Here is a 20199-nt window from a genome sequence, read left to right as displayed (position 1 = left end):
GTCAATCAGAACTTCTAAAACTGAAATGGTCAGTTTAAGTCCTAAAATGCTCAAAGCATTGTAAAGCGTGCCGTTGAACCAACTAAAAAAAGCCGCAATTTTAAAAAATTGCGACCGAGTTAGTTAACAAATCACCATCATAAACTGATGAGAATCGTTAAATTTACTATAAAGTTTATAATGTACTACATCCAGCTATTTTGACTAAAGCAGTTTATTTCTAATGGCATTTAACACCGTTCTGATGGCTAATTGTCTCCTAAAATTAATCAAACTGCGGTAACTAGCTAAATCCAATCACGAATGCAGAATTCAAACCAACTAGTTACTCGTATTCTTGCGGTAGCCCGGTGAGGTTAGTTGCAGCGCAAGGGAGCAATTGAGCATTGCGTTTTAAAGGACCAGCTAAATCGTTACTTTTAAAGCGTCAAACTACTCACAACGTTTGATGAATCTGCTGAATAAGCGCAATCTTTTGTTGATACAGCTTTCGTGATAAGTGCACGGGATATTCCTGTGGATTGAGCTGCCGCTTATATTCGGGCCATAACCGCTCAAGCGCTGTTGCGGTGTAGCGCCTAATCTCCGCTATTTTTGGCTGTGAATAAATTAGCTTACCATGCTTAAAAATTTCCTGTAATAGTGGCTTTGCTTTAAAATCACGGATGGTTTGATTCATGTAAGGATGTTCCGGATCAAACAGCTCAATCTGTCCCGCCGTTCGGAGATTTTCCTCAGCAGTCGCAATGTAATCACCCTTAAACTTAGTATCATCTTTACGCGTAATCCGCCAAATTTGCTTCTTCCCCGGTGTCGATATTTTAGCGACATTATTTGAAAGTTTAAGCGTCCCCCGCATATGACCATGCGCGTCTTCCATGGCAACTAGCTTATATACACCACCCAATGCGGGCTGATCAAAGCCCGTAATTAACTTAGTGCCGACTCCCCAAACATCAATTTTAGCATCCTGCATCTTTAAATTCAGAATGGTGCGTTCATCTAAGTCATTAGAAGCATAGATCTTAGCATCCTCAAAACCCGCTTGATCTAATTGGTAACGAACCTGCTTCGATAAGGCTGCCATGTCACCCGAATCGATCCGGACACCTAAGAAATTAGTTTGATTTTTAAACTCTTTGGCAACCTTGATGGCTGCCGGTACACCACTTTGCAACGTATCAAACGTATCAACGAGGAAGACACTGTCCCGGTGTGTTAACGCGTACGCTTTAAAAGCCGCATAATCACTGCCAAAGGCCTGAACTAGGGAGTGCGCGTGCGTTCCGCTGACGGGAATACCAAATTTTTCTCCGGCCTTAACGTTACTAGTGGCATCAAAACCACTGATGTACGCCGCTCGTGCGCCCCAAAAAGCCGCGTCGGTTTCTTGGGCTCTCCGGGACCCAAATTCCAATAGCAAATCATCACCCGCAACGTTCTTAATTCTGGCCGCCTTCGTTGCAATCAAGGTCTGATAATTAACAAAGTTTAGGAACGCCGTTTCGACTAACTGCGCATCAACAATGTTGCCTTCGACCTGGATTAACGGCTCATTCGCAAAAACGACCGCCCCCTCCGGAACCGACCGTACCGTTGCCGAAAAATGATATTGAGCTAAATAATTTAAGAAATCGGCCTGATAGCCAATTTTCTTTAGATAGTCTAAATCATCATTAGTGAATTTCAGTTGTTCTAAATATTCAATGATGCGCGCCAACCCCGCAAAAATCGCATAACCGTTTTTAAACGGTAGCTTTCTAAAGTAAAGTTCAAAGACGGCCTTGCGGGTGGCAACGTGCTGACGCCAGTACGTTTCAATCATGTTAATTTCATATAAATCGGTATGCAATGTTAAGTTACGCCTTGTTTCCACGCCTCGATTACCTCCTAATCAGTTGTTCAAACTAGCAATTATTTATCACTAAATACTCTGTGGAAGTTACCAATTAATCATTGTTCATAAAGAGCAACCTACCATTAATTATTGGTTCCGACTTTCATCTGCATGAATATAATTTTGACTTCGACCGATCGCACGATTAAGCAGAATTAAAACAACAAGTGCGATTAATGAAAAGATTACACCAACGATACTGATTTTTTCTAAGCCTAATGGCGACATAAACAGTGAAGCTGCGGCAGAGCCAAGCGAAATACCGACTTGAAAAAAGATCATCGGAAATGAGGAAGCAAAAACAATTGATTGGGGATACTTCTGTTCCGCAACGTTTAAAAAGTGTAGTTGAATTGGCGCATTAAGCAGAGTCACAATCAGACTGATTGCCAGTAATAGGAAATAATCAACTATTTTCGACGATACGAACAACGGAAATACCGCTAAAATTATCGCATCAAGAATATAGAAAATCGGTAACCGCTTTAGACCACCGTGATTGGCTAAGACGCCAGCAAGAATGTTACTAATGACCATCATTAGACCAATTAATCCTAAAAGCCAATCAATATTATTGCTACTAAACCCTAAAAGTGTCGTTAAAATCGGTTGAATATAGGTGTAGTAAGAATACATGATGGCTGCTGAGAAGACGACCAATAAAATCCCCCAAATAATTTGGGGCTCTTTTAATATCGTTAATTGGTCACTAATCGTTCCGCTCACTTGTTCAGAACGCTTGGGTAAAAATAAAGCTTGAAGAACAAATAAGAAGATCGTGATCACTGATATAACGATGAAAGTCATTCGCCAGCCATAGTGCGAGCTAATAATTGTACCGATTGGTACGCCAATGACCGAAGCAATACTCGATCCGGCAAATACGGCTGATACCAATCCAGCTCTTTTTTCAAGTGGTGCAATTTCGTTAGCAAATGTCATCATCAGCGAAGCAATTACCCCCGAGACACTAGCCGTTAAAATTCTTGAAACAAACATGAAAGCGTAATTAAACGACATTGCACTCAAGGTATTTCCAACAAAGAAGACAACCATTAAGAGTAACAAGGTTGAATAATGGTTAAACTTACTGGTCAATAAATTAATTACTGGCGTACTTAAGGCATAAACAACAGCAAATGCTGTGACCAAAAATCCAACCAGCGATTGAGCAACATTAAGACCGTTTGAAATATCCGAAAGTATTCCAACGACCATGAATTCATTACAGCCCAGCATAAAAGTAACAAAAACTAAAATGGTGGCCTGTACGCGATAATTTAACGATTTAATTCTAATCAATCCATTTCTTATTATTTTTTAAATGATGTTTCATATACCTCGTAACTGTGATGATTTCAGCGATAGTCGCAGCAACTAGTGCGAGCATAAACGCTGCTTTGAAACCAATCATAAATAAGTGATCATCATTGACTGGATAATCACCAATCCTTTGACCAGCTTGCCAACTCATCACACCATAAAGCGTGACGGTAGCTAAGCTAGCGCCTAATTCCATCCCTAAATTCCGGGCAAACGAGTTCACACTGCCAGCAACTCCTAAAAACTTTTTTTTCAACCGCGGTCATGATGACAGTATTATTAGGCGCTTGAAACAGCCCCATGCCAATCCCATAAAGTAGCGACATCACAACGAAGAACCAGAACGGGGTCGTTAACTTAAAGGAAACAATCATGATTTGCGCAGTAATCAAGAAAAGCAACCCAATCATTGAGATTCTTTCGCCACCATACTTATCGGCTAATAGTCCACCAACCGGGCCAACTACAGCCAAAGTAACTGGAATAATGATTAATAAAAGCCCTGCGAAGCTAGTACTTAAATGCCGAGCATTTATCAAGTAGTAAGGCATCATCACGCTACACGTAAAACCAACAACGAATGAAAGCATTGCGGCAACTACTCCCATTGAAAAATCAGCATTTTTAAAAATATCCAAATTAAGGAGCGGTGCTACTACCGATTTTTCCCGCTGAATGAATGCAGTGGCAAGCACCAAGATAATTAATAGGGACAAGGCAAAGCGGCGCGTCCAAATCCCCTGCGTTTGGATGCGCATTAAGGTGTAGAAAAATAAACATATCAGCAAAGTAAAGATGATAGCACCGATAATATCCAGTTTTTCTTTGGATTGTCTCGGAGTACGGTGTGGTAAGGTAATAACCCCAAGCAATAGCGCGAAGCCGCCAATTGGCACGTTGATCCAGAATAAGTAGGACCAACTCCCGACACTCAGGATAAGACCACCTAGTGACGGCCCGATGATTGAACCAAGCGCAAAAAAAGTTGTCAAGATTGAGAGCGCAAGTCCCCGATTCTTCTTGGAAAAGATTTCGGTTGTAATCCCAAAATTATTTGACATTGTCATTGCGGCACCGATAGCTTGAATACCCCGACTAATCAAAAGTACCCCGAATCCTATTCTAATTCCTGCAAACAACGATCCAATTGTAAAAATGATGGTCCCTAGTTGAAAAACTTTAACCTTACCAATGACATCTCCTAAATGACCAAAAAACATGATTAAAGCAGCAATGATCATTAAATAGATTGAGATAACCCATTCGATCATACTGGTTGAAACCGCTAAGTCCTTAGCCATTATAGGCGCCGCAACATTAACAATGGACGCGTCCAGCGAGGTGATTAAGGTGACTAGCGCAATTGCTAATAGTCCAATCGATTTTTTAGTCAATTTGATGCGCCCCCACCATTACCAATACCAAAGCTGTTATACCCAGCGTCGGTAAAATGATTTAATATCTCCATATCTCGCTGCCAGTTGGCATCCTTTGAAAAATGGTGTAGCCGATTTACCGCAAATGATCCGTAAATCATGTAGGTAAACAAAGATTCGGCAACGTCTTTTGGTAGATTGGTTTTCCTGATAATTTCCGGAACAACGTATTGATGTTCATGCGCTTTAATTCGACCAACAATATATTCACTTAAGTCAGGATCCATTAATAGGTGCCGGTACTTAGGCGAGTCACCGACGCGCTGACAAACCGGTAACAGTGATTCATTTTCTTTGAGGTATTCCCGTTCGATCACCTTAGAACTGCAAGATAAATGTAGTGCGTCGTCAATGACTTCATTAAGTAAATCGGTTATGGAACTAAAGTGAAGGTAAAAAGTTGACCGGGTAATGTCCGCGGTTCGACAAATTTCACTAATCGTAATTTTAACGAAGGGTTCTTGATTAACCAGTGTTAAAAAAGCTTCTTTGATCATTTCGATGGTGTATCTGGTTCGACGGTCCATTTTTTTATGCCGACTCATTTTAATCACCTACTGCAAGGCGCTCGATCATTTCTTGATATTGTGGAAAGCCCTTTTTTAAATTTTCCTTCTTAGGAATCAAGATTTCATTACTAGCATTTTCCGGGAAGCTTCCACTAATCTGAGCAAAACCAGCACCGCTATCTTCTAAACTTTCAAACGCAACTACGGTTCCCGCTTCAATATAGAATCCATGGACCTGCTTTTTAGACTTATCTAGTCCGAGGTGCACGCGATAATACTTGCCATCTCGCGTAAAGCAATGGGCAACCGTGGCGTCACCTAACGAATACATCCAGGTTTGATCCTGTTCAACCAAGTGGAAATGGGATTGATGCTGCGAATCGGTTGTTAAATACATCGTCAATTCACCAGGTCGAATACCGTGCATAACCATGTATGAGGGGAAAAACAATTTTATGGTTTCATTTTGAGCCTTTTTCTGTTCAGGCGTCAGCTTGGGTTGCGCCTTTGCCGGACCCTCAATTTTGATTCCTAAATCCTTACCAGTTCTTAATTCTTCAAAAGCATCTAAGATACTGGAAGAAAAGCCAATTGAACGGTCGGCAATAACGGTCGGGATGTTGAGCTGACCCTTATTGATGGTGATGTAGCGACTATTTTCAGTGCCCGCTACTAATTGCATACTTGGGGCTTTAATCATCTGGTTCTGAGGACCAATTCCCAGTTCGAGAACTAATAAACGTTTATCCTGATAACGCTGTACAAAGTTACCAAAGGCGGCGACCTGATTCTGATTCATTTGAAAATCTTTACCAGCCATGTTAAAGGTCAACGGAGCTCCGCATTGATCACACTTAGGAATATCGTTTTTTTGTAAGGTTCCTTGTTGGTCTTTAAGATAAATCTGATGTAATTGTTCTTTTAAATTGTAGGTACCATGTTCTTTAGGATGACTGCTACAAATTCCCTCCAGCCAGTTACCTTCCAGTTCTAATAAATTATCAAGCCCGGCTAAAGCAAAATGATGATCGATATTTGAAGTCCAAATAAAGTACGGCTTATCTCCAATGATGGCTTTAAGGGCGTCCATGACTTCTCCAGGTTGATAGTGACCAGCGTAATATTCGGTAATCCGTGCGTACACCCGCCACTTGTCTAATTCATTCGGATAGTCGTAGCTGATTGCTGCTAATAAGTTTTGAAGATGGTACGTTTGTTCCAGCCCACCTAAGACTTCATGTAACTTATCGTCCGTTGCGAAGAGATTTAAGCCCTCGGTAATCGAAAAACCATTGCTTGCGGTGACTAAAACTGCATCACTATCTTTTATCCATTGTTGTGCGATTTGAATTGATTTATGCATTTTGACCTCCATTAATTACTGCAGCTGCTTCTTTTAATACTTCGTTGATATCCTCACTAATCAAAAGCGAACGATCCTGAATTTCTGGGTTCGTAATGGCATCTTTGGGATTGATGTTAACGTAATGTGAATTAGTCATATAATGCGTCATCTCCCAAAATGGCTCCTGGATAAACATTGGTGTCATCCGGCCGACCCCCATCTCTAAAAACAGAATGTTTTCATCTTTGTGCTGACCAAGAAACTTGTTAATTTTTTGATACTCATCGTGATAACGTTCATCTTCAAGAAACTCAGGCCCCCGTGCCCATACGATTAACGGCGAACCATCGACTTTACTCTTAGGGAAATACTCTCTAGGTAACCGATTATTTTTTATTTTCGGTAATAGGTCCTTGACGATCTTTTGGGCGTCATACAAATTTTTATCGGTTACCGGATTCTTACTTTGCAAGAAATAATCGGACCCTTGAATTTCACTGACCTGCTCTTCCGAAAAAAACTTTTTAAACAGCCCGTCTTGGTTAGTGGTAACGACGTGAATCGGCTTATTGCCAATGACCGTCTTTAAATACTCATACGTTGGTTTTTGCGGCGGAATATTAAAAATCATATCCCAAGCCATAATATTAAATGCCCACCGTTCTTCCGGTGAGTCAAAATGACTGTAATAACCATTAAAGATACCTTCAAAATGATATTTATCATAAAAATAACGCATATATTTTAAAAACAACGGACTTGCTTCGTACCAAAAATTCATCCCGGCAGCGTTTGACATCCCACTCCCACCACCAATAAGAATTGCATCGGCTGCTCTAACCTGTTGGACTAATTGTGCTATTTTTTGATCCATAATAATCTCCTCTTCAATAACTTTTTAATGTACAACGTGTCGTCTTAATGTTTTGAATTTTAGTACGATTAAATTTTCAATTAAAGCACACTTTGTTACAGTCCGGAGGTTTATGGACAGGTACGCAATTCTGTCACGTAATTTATTACTTACTACCTTAAATTAATTAGCCTAAACAAAAAGTCTTCCTTGGAATATCAAATTCTGGAGGACTGTGGGCTCAAATTTAATTGTCGTTTTAAACACTCCCCTGGATGAAAAATACGTCCATTCGCATAAAAAAAGTAAAACTACCTGTCAATCATTTAATATGTATTGTTTGCAATGATTGTGGATAATCTACGCAAACACAACGTGTGCTTAACCACTTAACAAAAATAGTTTTGCCCAAAAAGAACACATGTTCGTATTTTTGTGGTAAACTAAAGCCATTCAGGAAATCTATGAATAACGGAGGTGTACGCCATGTCTTTTATTGACCACGAACCACATGGTGTTTACTTTTTAATCGATAACAAATCATTTTACAGTAGTGTTGAATGCACGATGCGTGGCCTTAACCCGCTCAAAGTACCGTTGGTCGTTCTTAGCGAACAGGAAAACACCAACGGCGGCTTGATCTTAGCCACTTCGCCCGAGGCCAAACGCTTGTTTCACTTAAAGGCGAACGTATCCCGTCAGCGGGATTTACCGCAAGACCCGCGGCTAGTCGTCGTCCCACCACGGATGAACCTTTACATCAAACGGAATTTACAAATCAACCAGATTTTTACCCGTTTCGTTGCGGAAGAGGACCTGCTCCCCTATAGCATTGATGAATCAATTCTTGACCTGACCCACTCCTGGCACTTATTTGGTGATAGTCCCAAGGCCGTGGCCCGCCGCATTCAAGAAACGGTGCGCGCTGAACTAGGGCTCTACACCACCGTTGGCATCGGCGACACCCCCGTGCAAGCTAAAATTGCACTCGACCTTTACGCAAAGCACAACACCGACTTCATTGCGGAGATGCACTACGAAACAGTACCCGAAATGATTTGGACCATCCCCAATATTACCGACGTCTGGAGCATTGGCAAGCGGACGGCGAAGCGGCTTGCTCGGATTGGCATTCATAACATGTACGAGTTAGCGCACGCTAATCCCTACCAAATTAAAAGGGAATTTGGCGTGATGGGCCTACAACTATACGCCATCGCCTGGGGAGTCGACCGTAGTGACCTACACACGCAGTTTAAGCCCAAGGAAGCTAGCATTGGGAATTCGCAGGTCCTACCGCGTGATTACCGGAGTCGCCAAGAAATTACGTTGGTCATCCGTGAAATTGCCGAACAAGTGGCTAGTCGATTGCGCCATCATCATAAACAGGCCGGCTGCCTAGCCCTTAGCATTGGGTTCAGTTACGCCGCCGCTGAACAAGATGGTCGCGGTGGCTTTCATAAGTCACTGACCATCCCACCCACTAACGATAATCAGGAGCTAGCCCGCCAAGCCGTTTACCTGTTCGAACAACTATGGGCGGGACAAGCGGTTCGCAACGTGGCCCTTTATACCTCAAAGCTGGCCGCTGATAGTGGTTTACAACTCAATTTATTTCAGCAACCCACCCGGCAACTAAAGAACGCTCAGATCAACACCGTCGTCGATCATGTTCGGCAACGGTTTGGCTTCACAAAATTAATTTATGGTAGTAGTTTGTTGAAGGGCGGGACAGCGGTTCAACGAGCAAATTTAGTTGGTGGCCACAACGGGGGTAACGCCTATGACTAACGATACCAAATTAATTTGTCAGCGGATGGACTTACTATTCAAACGACTTGCGCGAACCAAGTACTGGCTTCAAGTGGTCAACGACCATTACGATCACAGCTACAACGTCTTCTTCAATAGCCAACGCAAATACGAGCGCCTAAAATCAATTCCGCTGCACACCATCGCAACTTACGATTTAAGTTACTTAGAAAAAGTACTGGACGAACTACGGACCCATACCCAGCTCACTATTGAGTTCGAAGGTTTTAGTGGCCAGCTATGGCCCGGCTCACAACGATTAATTGAAAAGGTTAAGAACCATTATGAATAAGGACGAGTTCGACATGGCCGCCGTTAACCGATTCTTTGAACACGATTACCATGACCGCGGTATCGTTAAGTGGCAGGGATTCTTTCTTAGTGACCACACCAGCGCCCTCAATAAGGCTCGTACCCGTGAGCGGACCGTTGTTCAGGCCCGCCCTATTCAGTCGTTAAGTGATCGGACCGTTATTTTAGCCGACGCCTTTGCGCAGGGTTACCGCGTTAAAATTCAACTAGCCGAACTGGACCACAACGGCCACTTCTATCCCGACCTAATCGGCACGGTCAGTGGTTACAACGCAACCGATATCGTGCTTAACGGCACAACCTTCGTTAGTCTGGACCAGATTCGTAACATCCAACGCGCCCCATAAAAGCCTGCTAAAACAAGTCAAGCGACCACCATTTACCTGAAGACTAAACGGTGGTCGCTTTAAATTTTCTAGTTTGCTTTTAGTACACTTCGAGAATTGCCCAATAGTGGCACAGCTAACGATCATACACGTTACGCCGATGACCAATATTAATTGCTTCTACAATCAATTGCTTATCCAGAATCTCACAAATAACACGATAATTACCGATTCGATAACGCCATTGACCAGAACGATTGGCCGTTAACCCTTTACCCATAGAACGTGGATCTTCTATTCCGTCAACGTGCAAGTACAACCAACGAACAATTAGCGTCGCTTGGTGGCGGTCCATTTTACGTAAAGCTCGTTGAACTTCTTTAGTGAATTCCAGCCGATAACTCAATCCAATCCACCAAACTCTTTCATAATTTCCCGCATCGAAACTGTTTGTTCACCACTCTCGACGAAACGCTTATGCGCAATTTCAGCCGTTTGCAAGTCGTACTCGTCCTCTAGTTGCGCCATCGAATACTTCTTAACTAAATCGGATAACGTTAAGCCGTGAAAATCAGCCATATACTGTAGCCAGTCTTTTTCAGCATCGGATACCCGAATTGTAATCATTGCCATCAAATCACCCCCATGGTTTTGTACTACATAGTAATACAAAACCTGAAAATAAGCAATTTTAACGGTTTCCACTCAACGCAAAAAAGCGGCCAACCAGAATTGGTTGACCGTTTTGCGCCTAGGCCGAAAGCCTAAGCAATTGTCGTTGTGATTTAGCCACGCCGACGTTCTGGGATCCGAGCAGCCTTCCCATGTAAGTTACGCAAGTAGTATAACTTAGCACGACGAACGCGACCTTGACGAACAACGTCAATGGCAGCAACCCGTGGTGTGTGTAATGGGAAAGTCCGTTCAACACCGACACCGTTACTGATCTTACGAACAGTATAAGTTTCGCTGATACCTGAACCGTGACGCTTGATAACGACACCTTCGAATAATTGGATCCGTTCGCGAGTCCCTTCGACAACGCGGGCGTGAACCCGAACAGTATCACCGGCACGGAAATCAGGGATGTCCGTACGGAGTTGTTCGTTGGTGATCTTTTCGATCAATTTGTTTTGACGCATAATTTGTTTCTTCCTTTCGCCGACATTCATGACACCCTGGCCAGCGGAACATCGTTAATGGGCATAATAGCCAATAAATAGAATAACATATCATTTACAACGGATGCAAGTTTTTTTGAGCTTAAACGGATTATTCTGGATAACCCTGCTGGTCAGCCTTAATGTCCGCCAACATTTGGCGGGCCTTACCTGAAAGTGCCAGTTCCTTTAACAGATCGGGACGGCGCTCGTAAGTACGCTTTAACGCCTGTTCTAACCGCCAGTCATCGACCTTCCCGTGGTCCCCACTAAGTAACACGTCCGGCACCTTCATTCCGCGAAAATCGGCTGGACGAGTATATTGCGGGTATTCCAATAAGCCACTCGAAAATGAATCACCGGGAGCGGACTCGGCGTTTCCGAGGACCCCCGGAATTAACCGGACAGTCGCATCGATCATCACCATCGCACCGAGTTCGCCACCGGTTAACACGTAGTCACCCAGCGAGACTTCGTCGGTAACGAGTGACCGAATTCGCTCATCATAGCCTTCGTAATGTCCGCAAATAAAGGTCAGGTGGTCTTCCTTAGCAAAGTCCTCGGCCACGTGCTGGTCAAACTGCACGCCCGCTGGATCTAACAGAATGACGCGGCCCGGTTGGGGGTGCTTGGCCTGAACGGCCGCTAAGGCGTCAAAAATCGGCTGGGGTTGCAAGAGCATCCCCGCTCCACCACCGTACGGGTAATCGTCAACGTGATTATGCTTATCCGTTGTGAAGTCCCGGAAATTAGTCACATCCACGTTAATTTTGCCATTCTCAACGGCATTACCGATCATCGAAGTGTGTAACGGCCCGGCAAACATCTCTGGAAAGAGGCTTAGAATATCGATTTGCATTAGTCGATCAACCCTTCCATCAATTCGACCGTCACGACGCCCGCGTCTAAGTCGACCTTTTTAATCACTTGGGGAATCTTAGGCAGTAAGACGTCGCTTTGACCGCGCCCACGTTGAACCACCCAAACGTCGTTAGCGCCCGGTGCCATAATTTCTTTAATGGTCCCTAGTTCCTCACCATCCACCGTTACGACCTTTAAACCGATGATTTGGTGGTAGTAATATTCGCCCGCTGGTAAAGCGTGGAGCGCATCCGCGGCGATTTTAATCGTCCACCCTTTGTACTGCTCCACGTCATTGATGTTATCGATCCCTTTAAATGTCAGGAAAAAGAGCCCCTTTTGTTGACGCGCTTTACTGATAACGAGCGGAACGCCGTTCGTATTCGTCATCGGGTCCTTAAACAGGGTCACCGATTGACCAACCTTAAACCGCTGTTCCGGAAAATCAGTGATGACAACGACCTTAACTTCACCACGGATACCATGCGTGTTAACGAGCGTGCCAATCCGGTAATATTCCATTGCTTGCCCTCCTGTAAAAATAATGCTAACACTTGATTCTAATAAAAAAGCTCTTAAACAAAACATTCCTGCTTCGCTCAAGAGTTTTTTTGCTGTCCGTCTTCGATCGTAAGACGCACACGTTTAGGTCCTGAAACCCGGACACTATACACAACCGTCCGAATCGCCGTAGCGACTCGTCCCTGGCGACCAATGACCCGCCCGATATCATCGGGGTTCACCGTTAAGTGATATTCTAAGTACCGATTGGTTTCCTTAAAATCAACCGCAATATCAGTTGGGTGTTGGACTAAGGGGGTGACGATCGTGGTGATTAAAGCTTTAATATCTGCCATGATCTATTACCGCTTTATTATTTAGTGAACTTAGCTTCGTGGTACTTCTTCATGATCCCAGCTTTGGATAAGATATTCTTAACCGTATCTGAAGGTTGGGCACCATTGTTCAACCAACCGAGGATATCTTCCTCTTCAAGTTTAACTTGTTCTGGTTGGGTAAGTGGGTTGTATGTGCCGACTTGGGCGATAAAACGACCATCACGTGGTGAACGTGAGTCTGCGACGACAATCCGGTAAAATGGATTTTTCTTTGAACCCATCCGCTTTAGACGAATCTTGACTGACATTTAAACACCTCCCGAATTCTTTAACAGGTAATAATATACCAGTAATTTGATTGCTTGTAAAGGACTTTTTCTTGACAGGCTAAAATTCTTTTAATTAACGCTTTCGCCGACGGAGCGCCTTCGCTAACTTCTTCTTTTTCTTCTTCTTCGTCTGGCGAACCATTCGCTTCATGGCCATTTGTTGCATTTTACCGCCAAAACCGCCGCCATTACCGCCCATCAGACCTTCCATTCCGGCAAAGTTACCTTTAGACATCTGGTTCATCATTTTTTTAGTCTGATTGAACTGTTTAATCATCCGGTTTACTTCGTGGATTGGCCGGCCGGAACCAGCCGCAATCCGCCGTCGCCGTGACGGGTTCAAAATATCCGGATCAGCCTTTTCTTGCTTAGTCATTGAGTAAACAATGGCCCGCACGTGGGCAATGTCTTTCGGATCCATAGTGAAGTTCTTCATCGCGGGATTATTGGCGACCCCCGGAATCATCTTCATGATATCTTCCATGTTCCCCATCTTATCGACTTGGTCCAGTTGGTCAATAAAATCATTAAAGTCAAAGGTGTTTTCCTGAATTTTCAGGTTCATTTCTTCGGCTTGTTTTTCATCGAACTGCTTTTGGGCCTTCTCGATTAGGGTCATCATGTCACCCATCCCAAGAATTCGGTCCGCCATTCGATCTGGATGGAAAACGTCCAGGTCAGTCATCTTTTCACCTTGACCAATGAACTTAATTGGTTTTCCGGTCACTGCCCGAATTGACAAGGCGGCCCCACCACGGGTATCCCCATCTAACTTCGTTAAGATAACCCCGGTAACGTCCAGCTTCGTGTCAAAGCCTTCCGCCGTATTAACCGCGTTTTGCCCGGTCATCGCATCAATGACTAACAGAATTTCGTCCGGATGGGCAACATCCTTGATGTTCGCCAATTCGTTCATTAACTGTTCGTCAATTTGTAAGCGCCCGGCCGTATCAATAAAGACGTAGTCGTTATGGTTTTCCTGCGCTTGTTGCATCCCTTGACGCACAATTTCAACCGGATCAACATCAGTCCCCAGTTCAAAAACTGGGACGTCAATTTGCTGACCAACCTGTTGCAATTGTTCAATCGCCGCTGGCCGATAAACGTCGGCCGCAATCATTAACGGGCGCGCCTTCTGCTCATTTTTTAACTTAAGGGCCAGTTTCCCAACCGTTGTCGTTTTCCCGGCCCCTTGGAGCCCGGCCATCATGATGACCGTTGGAATTTTGGGCGATTTATTTAATGGGACCGCCGTTTCCCCCATCGTCTTCGTTAATTCTTCATTAACGATTTTAACGATTTGTTGCGCGGGATTTAATCCTTCCAGAACCTTCGCACCCAGCGCCCGTTCCCGGACCGTTTTAACAAAGTCCTTAACGACCGTAAAGTTAACGTCGGCTTCCAATAATGCCAACCGAATTTCGCGCATCGTTTGGCGAAGATCACTTTCAGAAACCTTCCCCTTCCGGCGCAAATTCGTCATTGCTTTTTGAAGCCGTTCCGTTAGGCCTTCAAATGCCATCTGTGTCACCTAACCTTTATTTTTATTCCGAGTCAGCCTCAAGACTGACCAGTTGTTGAATCATTTTCATTAACTGCGTATCACCATGGTAGTGGGTCGTCACGTAAGCCGAAATCGCATCGACTTCGCGATTACGCTCCACGAAATCTTCATATAAGTGGAGCTTCGTTTCGTAACCCTCTAAAATTTTTTCAGTCCGTTTAATGTTATCGTAGACTGCCTGCCGTGAAACGGAGAATTCAGCCGCAATTTCACCCAGTGAATAGTCATCCGCATAGTACAGCTGGATATATTCTTTTTGCTTATTTGTTAGTAATGGTTCATAAAACTCGAATAACGAGTTGATTCGATAATTCTTTTCAATTTCCAACCGGCTGTCCTCCATCAATTCTGCCACGACTTACTAGTTAAGATTACCGATTTTACGCGCCTGCGTCAAGGCGCAACTAGTCCACTAACAAATAGGGACTGCGCCTAAGCACAATCCCCATTCCTAATTGGCGTCAAAAATGATTCACCTAAGCCGTAATCACGTCTTTAAACAGACCGTAAACAAAGTCGTTTGCGTTAAATGGCCGTAAATCCGTCACTTTTTCACCTAAGCCAACGTACTTAACCGCTAAGTGTAGTTCGTTGCGAATCGCCAGAACAATCCCCCCACGGGCAGTTCCATCGAGTTTCGTTAAAACGATTCCGCTAACGTCCGTCGACTGTTTAAAAATTTTCGCCTGGTTCAACGCATTCTGACCCGTCGTGGCATCCAAGACTAATAAGACTTCGTGCGGTGCTGCTGGAATTTCACGGGTAATGACCCGCTTGATTTTTTCCAATTCGTTCATTAAGTTGACCTTGTTTTGCAACCGTCCAGCCGTATCAACGAAAAGAATATCATAATCCTCAGCCTTTGCCTTCTTGACTGCGTCAAAGCAAACGGAAGCCGGATCACTGCGTTCCGCGCCCGCAACTACGTCCACGCCGTCACGTTCGCCCCAAACTTGTAATTGTTGGATGGCACCGGCCCGGAAAGTATCACAAGCTGCTAACAGCACTTTTTTACCCTGTTGCTTATACATGTTCGCCATTTTACCAATGGTGGTTGTTTTACCAGCCCCGTTGACCCCGACGAACAGGATCACCGTCGGCCCTTGTGCAGCCAGGTAAATGCTGTTATCTTCACCTTCACCGGCCTCACCATACATGTCAACAAGCTTTTCAACGATCACGCTTGAAATATCCTTTTTACTCTTGGCGTTCTTTAATTTAACTTCGTCGCGCAACTCGTCACTGATGCGCATCGCCGTTTCATAGCCGACGTCGGATTCAATCAAGGTATCTTCGAGTTCGTCGAAGAAGCTCTCATCGACGTGGCGGAAGTTGGCTAAGAAGGCGTTGATCCGGTCACCAAAAGTTTTCCGCGACTTTTTCAAGCCTTCGTCGTAACGTTCCGCTTCGGTCGGCTCTGCGGATGCCCCTTCACTAGCCGGGGCCGTGGATTCAACCGGCGCTTCAACCACCCCCGTCTCACTAGTAGCAGCGGGCTGTTTCTCAGCGGCAGTGTCAGTTTCAGTAGTTGCCGCCGTGCTGGCCGCGACTGGTTCCGCATCCGCACTGGCAGCCTGCGCCCGAATCGCCGCTAAGGAGCGCGCCACGGCTTCACTGGCCGTTAACGGTGCTTCAGATTGGTCTTGGTCGGCCGCCTCAGATTGAGCTGAGTGATCCGCTTCAATCCCGGCAGCGGAAGCGTCAACCGTACTACTTGAGGCCAGTGACTCCGCGGACGCTTCAGAAATCGCCGCGGAAGTGGCTGAGACAGCCGGGGCCGACTCAGCTAGGCTGGCACTGGCGGATGCCGTTGATGTTTGCACCGCACTCGTTGGCGTGGCGCTTGTTGCTTGATCACTCCCGGTCGCTGCGACTGACGTGGCCGCACTCGTCGCACTGGTAGCTGCCGTACTCGTCGTTGCAGCACTCGTCGCCACTTGACTAGTCGGCTCTTCCGCCTGTGACGCAGCGGATTCTGGTAAGCTAAACACCTTTTTTAGGCGACTAAATAATCCCATTTTGACACTCCCCTTAATGATTAATGAGTTGGTTGGTCCGGTGTATCGGGCGTGCCCTGGTCATCTTTCAAGGCGGCCAACGAAACTGAGACCATCTTTGAGACCCCTGATTCTTCCATCGTTACCCCGTAAAGGACGTCGGCGTGCATCATTGTCCCCTTCCGGTGCGTAATAATTACGAACTGGGTCCCGGTTTGAAATTCATTTAAATATTCGCTAAAGCGGTCAACGTTGGCATCGTCCAAGGCCGCCTCAGCTTCATCCAAGATACTGAACGGAACGGGCCGAACGGCTAAAATTGCAAATAATAGTGTAATGGCCGTTAACGCCCGTTCACCACCAGATAGTAGGCTTAAACGTTGGAACTTCTTGCCCGGTGGCTGGGCCATAATATCGACCCCACTCGTAAGCAAGTGCTCCGGATCCGTTAAAATCAACTGGGCCTTACCGCCCCCAAACATCTGAACAAAGATCCGACTAAACTGGGTCGCAACCTGGTCAAAGGCCCGTTTAAAGCGGGTTGCCACGGTCGTATCCAAGTCGGTCATCGTTTGCAGGAGGTCGGCCTTGGCCGCCTTTAAGTCATCCGCCTGGGTCGTCAAGAAATCATAACGTTGTTTGACACGTTCAAATTCATCGATGGCGCCAAGGTTGACCGTTCCCAATTCATCAAGCCCGCGTTTCAGTAATTTTAACTGGGCATTGATTTCGGATAACGGTAAGTCGCTGGCGTCCTTTTGGGCGGCCGCTAACGTTAAGTTGTACTTTTCCGCTAAATCGGCCGTCGCGTGGTCGACTTCACCCGTCAGTTTTGTTTGACTCAACTCAAGTCGGCGGTAATCATCCGTCGCGGCGGCCGCCAGTTGCTGGGTCCGCGTTTGCTGGTCACTGATTGTGGCCACCTGCGTATCTAATTCCGTCAGCTGCTGGGCACAGGCCGCTTGCCGTTGTTCGACTTGGGTCTGTTCCGCTTGGGCCTTTTTCAGGATCTGGTCGCGTTCTTGACCGGTCAGCTGCTGACTAGCTAACGCTTGCCCAATTTGCTCCAACTCGGCTTGCGCCGTCGTCTGAACCCGGTGCTGTTCAGCCTGCTGGTCCTGACAAGCGGTCAACTGCCGTTGCGTTTGCTTGCAACGTTCCTGGTAGGTGACCAGCTGCTCGCGTTGGGTCTGCAATTCTTCGGCTTGGCTGGCTTGATAGGCGTCAAAGTCGGTCTGTTGTTGCTCAACCGTCGCCATTTGCGCCTGCAAGTCCTTTAACTTCGCCGCGTTAGTCTTTTGAGCCGCCGCGTTTCGACTGACCTGGTCATCATACTGATCATCCTGGGCCGCCTGCCGCTGCTCATAAGTCAGCGCCTTTACTTGGCGCTGTTGTTGCGCTTGCGTGGCCTGGGCCGCTTCTAATTGAGCTTCAACTTGACTTAGTTGCGCCTTCAGCGCGCTGAGCCGTTGTTGGCCCGTTTCGATTTGAACGTTTAAGTCCTGATTAGCCTTCTTAGCATCCGCCAAGCCCTGTTCGTAGGTCACCAGTTGGCCCTGCATCTGTTGCAAGTTGGCTTCAATCTTTTCGGTAGTTTGTTGCTGTTGGAGCAGACCGTTATCGTCATGCCGGGTCGCCCCACCGGTAATGGCCCCGCTAGCAGCAATCGTTTCGCCGCCAACCGTCACCAATTTACAGCGGAAGCGCCGCGTCCGCGAAATGGCCAGCGCGTGGTCCAGGCTATCCACGATGACCGTCGTCCCCAGGAGGTAGCGTTTAATGGCGACCAATTGGGGGTCGCAACTCACGAGTTCGCTAGCAATCCCGAGTACACCGGGCTGTTGCTGGAGCGCCTGAACGGTGTTAACGGGTAACTGCCGCGCCGCAATTCGTTCCACCGGTAAAAAGGTCGCCCGGCCGGCGTGGTGCTGTTTCAAGAACCCAACGGCGGCCTTCGCAGTTTGTTGGGTATCGCAAACTACGTTTTGGAGTTGCCCCCCTAACGCAACTTCGACGGCTTTCGTGTAGTCGCCCGGAACGGTTAACAGTTCCGAAACCGCCCCCGCAATGCCGTTGAACTGCTGACGATGTTGTAAAATCATCCGGACACCGGCGTAGAAGTTAGTGTAGCGTTCTTGAACCGCTTGGAGGGCTTCCAAGCGGGACTTTTCGCGTTGCATCAGCCCGGCCGCGTCCAACCAGCGTTGTTGTTGGTGATCAATTTGCTCGGCGGTTTGCTTGTACTGCCGTTGTTGATCAGTCAGTTGGCGTTGTTGGGCGTCAACTTGGTTAGCCAGTTCACTGCGGTCGTGGTTATGAACGTCAACCGTCGTGGCCGTTTGTTTTAAAGCCGCTTGCGCCTGAGCCAACCGGGTCGCCAGCGCACTGGTCTGGTTACCCGACTGCTGGTGCTGTTTTTGCAAGTTTTTGGCTTCGTTATTCAGCGACGCCTGTTCCTGCTTTTCATCAATGTACTGATTACGTAGCTTCGTCAGTTGATCCGCTAGCCGTTGGCGCCCGGTTGCACCGGTCGCTTTTTTTAGCTTGGTCACACTTGCTTGCAAGGTCTGGACCTGCGCTTGTTGCGTAGTCAGGGTTTGACGCAATTCAGCTTCCTGCGTGGCGAGCCGTTGTAACTGCGCCGTCACCTGTTTAACTTGGGCCTGCAACCGCTGCTGCGTCGCTTGCTGGTTTTGCCGCCGCTCCGCATCGACTCCGCGTTGACCCTGGGTGTTTTCAATGGTTTTCGTTAGTTCCAAGTTTTGCGCCGCGAGCTGGTCTTTTAATTGTTGTTGCTTGGTTTGCCGCGCCTTGAGCGCTGCTAGTTGGCTAGCGCCACGGTCAACTTGTTCCTGATAGTCCTGCACCATGGTCTTAGCCCGCGCCAATTTTTGCTCAACGGTCGTTAACTGATCGTGGGCAATCGTAATCTTTTGAACGAGGCGCGAACGGTCAAGCGTATCAAACCGTTGCTTTTGATCCTGATAATCCCGCGCCAGGCTAGCTTGTTGCTCCAGCGGTTCACGCTGCTGCTCCAGCTCCGCGATAATGTCGGTAACCCGGTCCAAGTAGTCAGTCGTTTCGGCCAACTTATTTTCCGTCGTTTGTTTATCTTTCTTATACTTCAGGACCCCCGCGACGTCTTCAATGATACTGCGCCGCTCCTCGGGTTTTGCGTTAAAAACCGCTTCAACCCGGCCCTGTGAAATCACCGAAAACGAGTCCTTGCCAAGCCCGGTATCGATCATCAAGTTCGTGATGTCCTTCAAGCGGCAACTTTGGTTGTTAATAAGATACTCACTATCACCGTTTCGAAAGAGCTTCCGGGTAATACTGACCTCCGCGTAATCCAACGGTAAAAAGTGATCACTATTATCAAAAGTGATCGTCACCTTCGCCCGGTTAAGCGGCTTACGGTTAGCCGACCCGGCAAAGATCACGTCGGTCATCTTCGTGCCGCGCAGACTTTTCACCGCCTGCTCACCCAAGACCCACCGAATGGCTTCGATAATGTTACTTTTACCGCTCCCGTTTGGGCCGATAATGCCCGTCATTCCGGCTTGAAAGTCAATTTTAGTTTTATCTGCGAACGACTTAAAGCCGCTAATTTCTAATGATTTTAGTTGCATTCGACAC

Annotated in this window: 21 protein-coding genes; 3 read left to right on the top strand and 18 right to left on the bottom strand. The window is 46.3% G+C overall.

What is annotated here, in order from left to right; genetic code table 11:
- Positions 1-436: 436 nt before the first annotated feature.
- The 7 genes from FFM79_RS02315 to FFM79_RS02285 all read right to left on the bottom strand — a co-directional run bounded on the left by FFM79_RS02315 (position 437) and on the right by FFM79_RS02285 (position 7384).
- Entirely contained in the window at positions 437-1876 is a 1440-nt protein-coding gene (locus FFM79_RS02315) for a nicotinate phosphoribosyltransferase (RefSeq protein WP_225424355.1), read from the bottom strand.
- A gap of 108 nt (positions 1877-1984) precedes the next feature.
- Positions 1985-3199 carry an MFS transporter gene (locus FFM79_RS02310; RefSeq protein WP_225424354.1) on the bottom strand — a complete coding sequence of 405 codons (1215 nt, stop codon included), beginning with the start codon at positions 3197-3199 and terminating at the stop codon, positions 1985-1987.
- Positions 3192-3416 carry a hypothetical protein gene (locus FFM79_RS02305; RefSeq protein WP_137641854.1) on the bottom strand — a complete coding sequence of 75 codons (225 nt, stop codon included), beginning with the start codon at positions 3414-3416 and terminating at the stop codon, positions 3192-3194. Before FFM79_RS02305 ends, FFM79_RS02310 begins: the two co-directional genes overlap by 8 nt.
- Entirely contained in the window at positions 3400-4614 is a 1215-nt protein-coding gene (locus tag FFM79_RS02300) for an MFS transporter (RefSeq protein ID WP_170177350.1), read from the bottom strand. Before FFM79_RS02300 ends, FFM79_RS02305 begins: the two co-directional genes overlap by 17 nt.
- On the bottom strand, positions 4611-5201 hold the full coding sequence (locus FFM79_RS02295; RefSeq protein WP_137641852.1) for a TetR/AcrR family transcriptional regulator: 591 nt from the start codon (positions 5199-5201) through the stop codon (positions 4611-4613). Before FFM79_RS02295 ends, FFM79_RS02300 begins: the two co-directional genes overlap by 4 nt.
- 1 nt (position 5202) lies before the next feature.
- Positions 5203-6528 carry a cupin domain-containing protein gene (locus FFM79_RS02290; RefSeq protein WP_137641851.1) on the bottom strand — a complete coding sequence of 442 codons (1326 nt, stop codon included), beginning with the start codon at positions 6526-6528 and terminating at the stop codon, positions 5203-5205.
- A complete protein-coding gene (locus FFM79_RS02285; RefSeq protein ID WP_137641850.1) occupies positions 6521-7384 on the bottom strand; it encodes an SIR2 family NAD-dependent protein deacylase in 864 nt (287 codons plus the stop codon). Before FFM79_RS02285 ends, FFM79_RS02290 begins: the two co-directional genes overlap by 8 nt.
- Before the next feature lie 465 nt (positions 7385-7849).
- Here FFM79_RS02285 and FFM79_RS02280 point away from each other — a divergent pair, with 465 nt between their 5' ends.
- Genes FFM79_RS02280 through FFM79_RS02270 form a run of 3 tightly spaced genes read left to right on the top strand, consistent with a single transcriptional unit; the run spans position 7850 to position 9834 of the window.
- Positions 7850-9154 carry a Y-family DNA polymerase gene (locus FFM79_RS02280; protein WP_137641849.1) on the top strand — a complete coding sequence of 435 codons (1305 nt, stop codon included), beginning with the start codon at positions 7850-7852 and terminating at the stop codon, positions 9152-9154.
- Positions 9147-9467, top strand: coding sequence for an acetyl-CoA carboxylase (locus tag FFM79_RS02275; protein ID WP_137641848.1), 321 nt, complete (start codon positions 9147-9149; stop codon positions 9465-9467). The genes FFM79_RS02280 and FFM79_RS02275 overlap by 8 nt, the downstream gene beginning before the upstream one ends.
- A complete protein-coding gene (locus tag FFM79_RS02270; protein ID WP_137641847.1) occupies positions 9460-9834 on the top strand; it encodes a hypothetical protein in 375 nt (124 codons plus the stop codon). Before FFM79_RS02275 ends, FFM79_RS02270 begins: the two co-directional genes overlap by 8 nt.
- 115 nt (positions 9835-9949) lie before the next feature.
- Here FFM79_RS02270 and FFM79_RS02265 read toward each other — a convergent pair whose 3' ends face one another.
- From FFM79_RS02265 to smc, 11 genes are all read right to left on the bottom strand, one after another.
- Positions 9950-10219, bottom strand: a complete 270-nt coding sequence (locus FFM79_RS02265; RefSeq protein WP_137641846.1) for a type II toxin-antitoxin system RelE family toxin — start codon at positions 10217-10219, stop codon at positions 9950-9952.
- Entirely contained in the window at positions 10216-10446 is a 231-nt protein-coding gene (gene relB, locus FFM79_RS02260) for a type II toxin-antitoxin system RelB family antitoxin (protein ID WP_137641845.1), read from the bottom strand. The genes FFM79_RS02265 and relB overlap by 4 nt, the downstream gene beginning before the upstream one ends.
- Positions 10447-10598: 152 nt before the next feature.
- Positions 10599-10955, bottom strand: a complete 357-nt coding sequence (gene rplS / locus FFM79_RS02255) for a 50S ribosomal protein L19 (RefSeq protein WP_137641844.1) — start codon at positions 10953-10955, stop codon at positions 10599-10601.
- Positions 10956-11085: 130 nt separating this feature from the next.
- Entirely contained in the window at positions 11086-11832 is a 747-nt protein-coding gene (gene trmD / locus FFM79_RS02250; protein ID WP_137641843.1) for a tRNA (guanosine(37)-N1)-methyltransferase TrmD, read from the bottom strand.
- On the bottom strand, positions 11832-12356 hold the full coding sequence (rimM, locus tag FFM79_RS02245) for a ribosome maturation factor RimM (RefSeq protein ID WP_137641842.1): 525 nt from the start codon (positions 12354-12356) through the stop codon (positions 11832-11834). The genes trmD and rimM overlap by 1 nt, the downstream gene beginning before the upstream one ends.
- Before the next feature lie 77 nt (positions 12357-12433).
- The gene (gene khpA, locus FFM79_RS02240; RefSeq protein WP_137641841.1) at positions 12434-12691 is read right to left on the bottom strand and encodes an RNA-binding protein KhpA; all 258 of its coding nucleotides are present in this window, start codon (positions 12689-12691) and stop codon (positions 12434-12436) included.
- Between the two features lie 17 nt (positions 12692-12708).
- Positions 12709-12981, bottom strand: a complete 273-nt coding sequence (rpsP, locus tag FFM79_RS02235; RefSeq protein ID WP_137641840.1) for a 30S ribosomal protein S16 — start codon at positions 12979-12981, stop codon at positions 12709-12711.
- A 94-nt stretch (positions 12982-13075) separates the two neighbouring features.
- Positions 13076-14524, bottom strand: coding sequence for a signal recognition particle protein (gene ffh, locus FFM79_RS02230; RefSeq protein WP_137641839.1), 1449 nt, complete (start codon positions 14522-14524; stop codon positions 13076-13078).
- 22 nt (positions 14525-14546) lie between these two features.
- A complete protein-coding gene (locus tag FFM79_RS02225) occupies positions 14547-14894 on the bottom strand; it encodes a putative DNA-binding protein (protein ID WP_137641838.1) in 348 nt (115 codons plus the stop codon).
- Between the two features lie 148 nt (positions 14895-15042).
- Positions 15043-16584: a signal recognition particle-docking protein FtsY gene (gene ftsY / locus FFM79_RS02220; RefSeq protein WP_137641837.1), complete on the bottom strand. Its 1542-nt coding sequence runs from the start codon at positions 16582-16584 to the stop codon at positions 15043-15045.
- Positions 16585-16604: 20 nt separating this feature from the next.
- A complete protein-coding gene (gene smc / locus FFM79_RS02215) occupies positions 16605-20192 on the bottom strand; it encodes a chromosome segregation protein SMC (RefSeq protein ID WP_137641836.1) in 3588 nt (1195 codons plus the stop codon).
- Between the last annotated feature and the right edge of the window lie 7 nt (positions 20193-20199).

This window comes from Lactiplantibacillus modestisalitolerans (assembly GCF_005405425.1).
Classification (GTDB): domain Bacteria; phylum Bacillota; class Bacilli; order Lactobacillales; family Lactobacillaceae; genus Lactiplantibacillus; species Lactiplantibacillus modestisalitolerans.
Note: the sequence above shows the minus strand (reverse complement) of the source record. Positions and strands in the feature narration are given on the sequence as shown.

Coding starts and splice junctions, on each gene's coding strand:
- rpsP (WP_137641840.1), bottom strand. CDS start 12,981: ATGTCAGTCAAGATTCGTCTAAAGCGGATGGGTTCAAAGAAAAATCCA.
- rplS (WP_137641844.1), bottom strand. CDS start 10,955: ATGCGTCAAAACAAATTGATCGAAAAGATCACCAACGAACAACTCCGT.
- FFM79_RS02305 (WP_137641854.1), bottom strand. CDS start 3,416: ATGGAATTAGGCGCTAGCTTAGCTACCGTCACGCTTTATGGTGTGATG.
- ftsY (WP_137641837.1), bottom strand. CDS start 16,584: ATGGGATTATTTAGTCGCCTAAAAAAGGTGTTTAGCTTACCAGAATCC.
- FFM79_RS02275 (WP_137641848.1), top strand. CDS start 9,147: ATGACTAACGATACCAAATTAATTTGTCAGCGGATGGACTTACTATTC.
- ffh (WP_137641839.1), bottom strand. CDS start 14,524: ATGGCATTTGAAGGCCTAACGGAACGGCTTCAAAAAGCAATGACGAAT.
- FFM79_RS02280 (WP_137641849.1), top strand. CDS start 7,850: ATGTCTTTTATTGACCACGAACCACATGGTGTTTACTTTTTAATCGAT.
- khpA (WP_137641841.1), bottom strand. CDS start 12,691: ATGGCAGATATTAAAGCTTTAATCACCACGATCGTCACCCCCTTAGTC.
- rimM (WP_137641842.1), bottom strand. CDS start 12,356: ATGGAATATTACCGGATTGGCACGCTCGTTAACACGCATGGTATCCGT.
- smc (WP_137641836.1), bottom strand. CDS start 20,192: ATGCAACTAAAATCATTAGAAATTAGCGGCTTTAAGTCGTTCGCAGAT.
- FFM79_RS02295 (WP_137641852.1), bottom strand. CDS start 5,201: ATGAGTCGGCATAAAAAAATGGACCGTCGAACCAGATACACCATCGAA.
- relB (WP_137641845.1), bottom strand. CDS start 10,446: ATGGCAATGATTACAATTCGGGTATCCGATGCTGAAAAAGACTGGCTA.
- FFM79_RS02290 (WP_137641851.1), bottom strand. CDS start 6,528: ATGCATAAATCAATTCAAATCGCACAACAATGGATAAAAGATAGTGAT.
- FFM79_RS02270 (WP_137641847.1), top strand. CDS start 9,460: ATGAATAAGGACGAGTTCGACATGGCCGCCGTTAACCGATTCTTTGAA.
- FFM79_RS02285 (WP_137641850.1), bottom strand. CDS start 7,384: ATGGATCAAAAAATAGCACAATTAGTCCAACAGGTTAGAGCAGCCGAT.
- trmD (WP_137641843.1), bottom strand. CDS start 11,832: ATGCAAATCGATATTCTAAGCCTCTTTCCAGAGATGTTTGCCGGGCCG.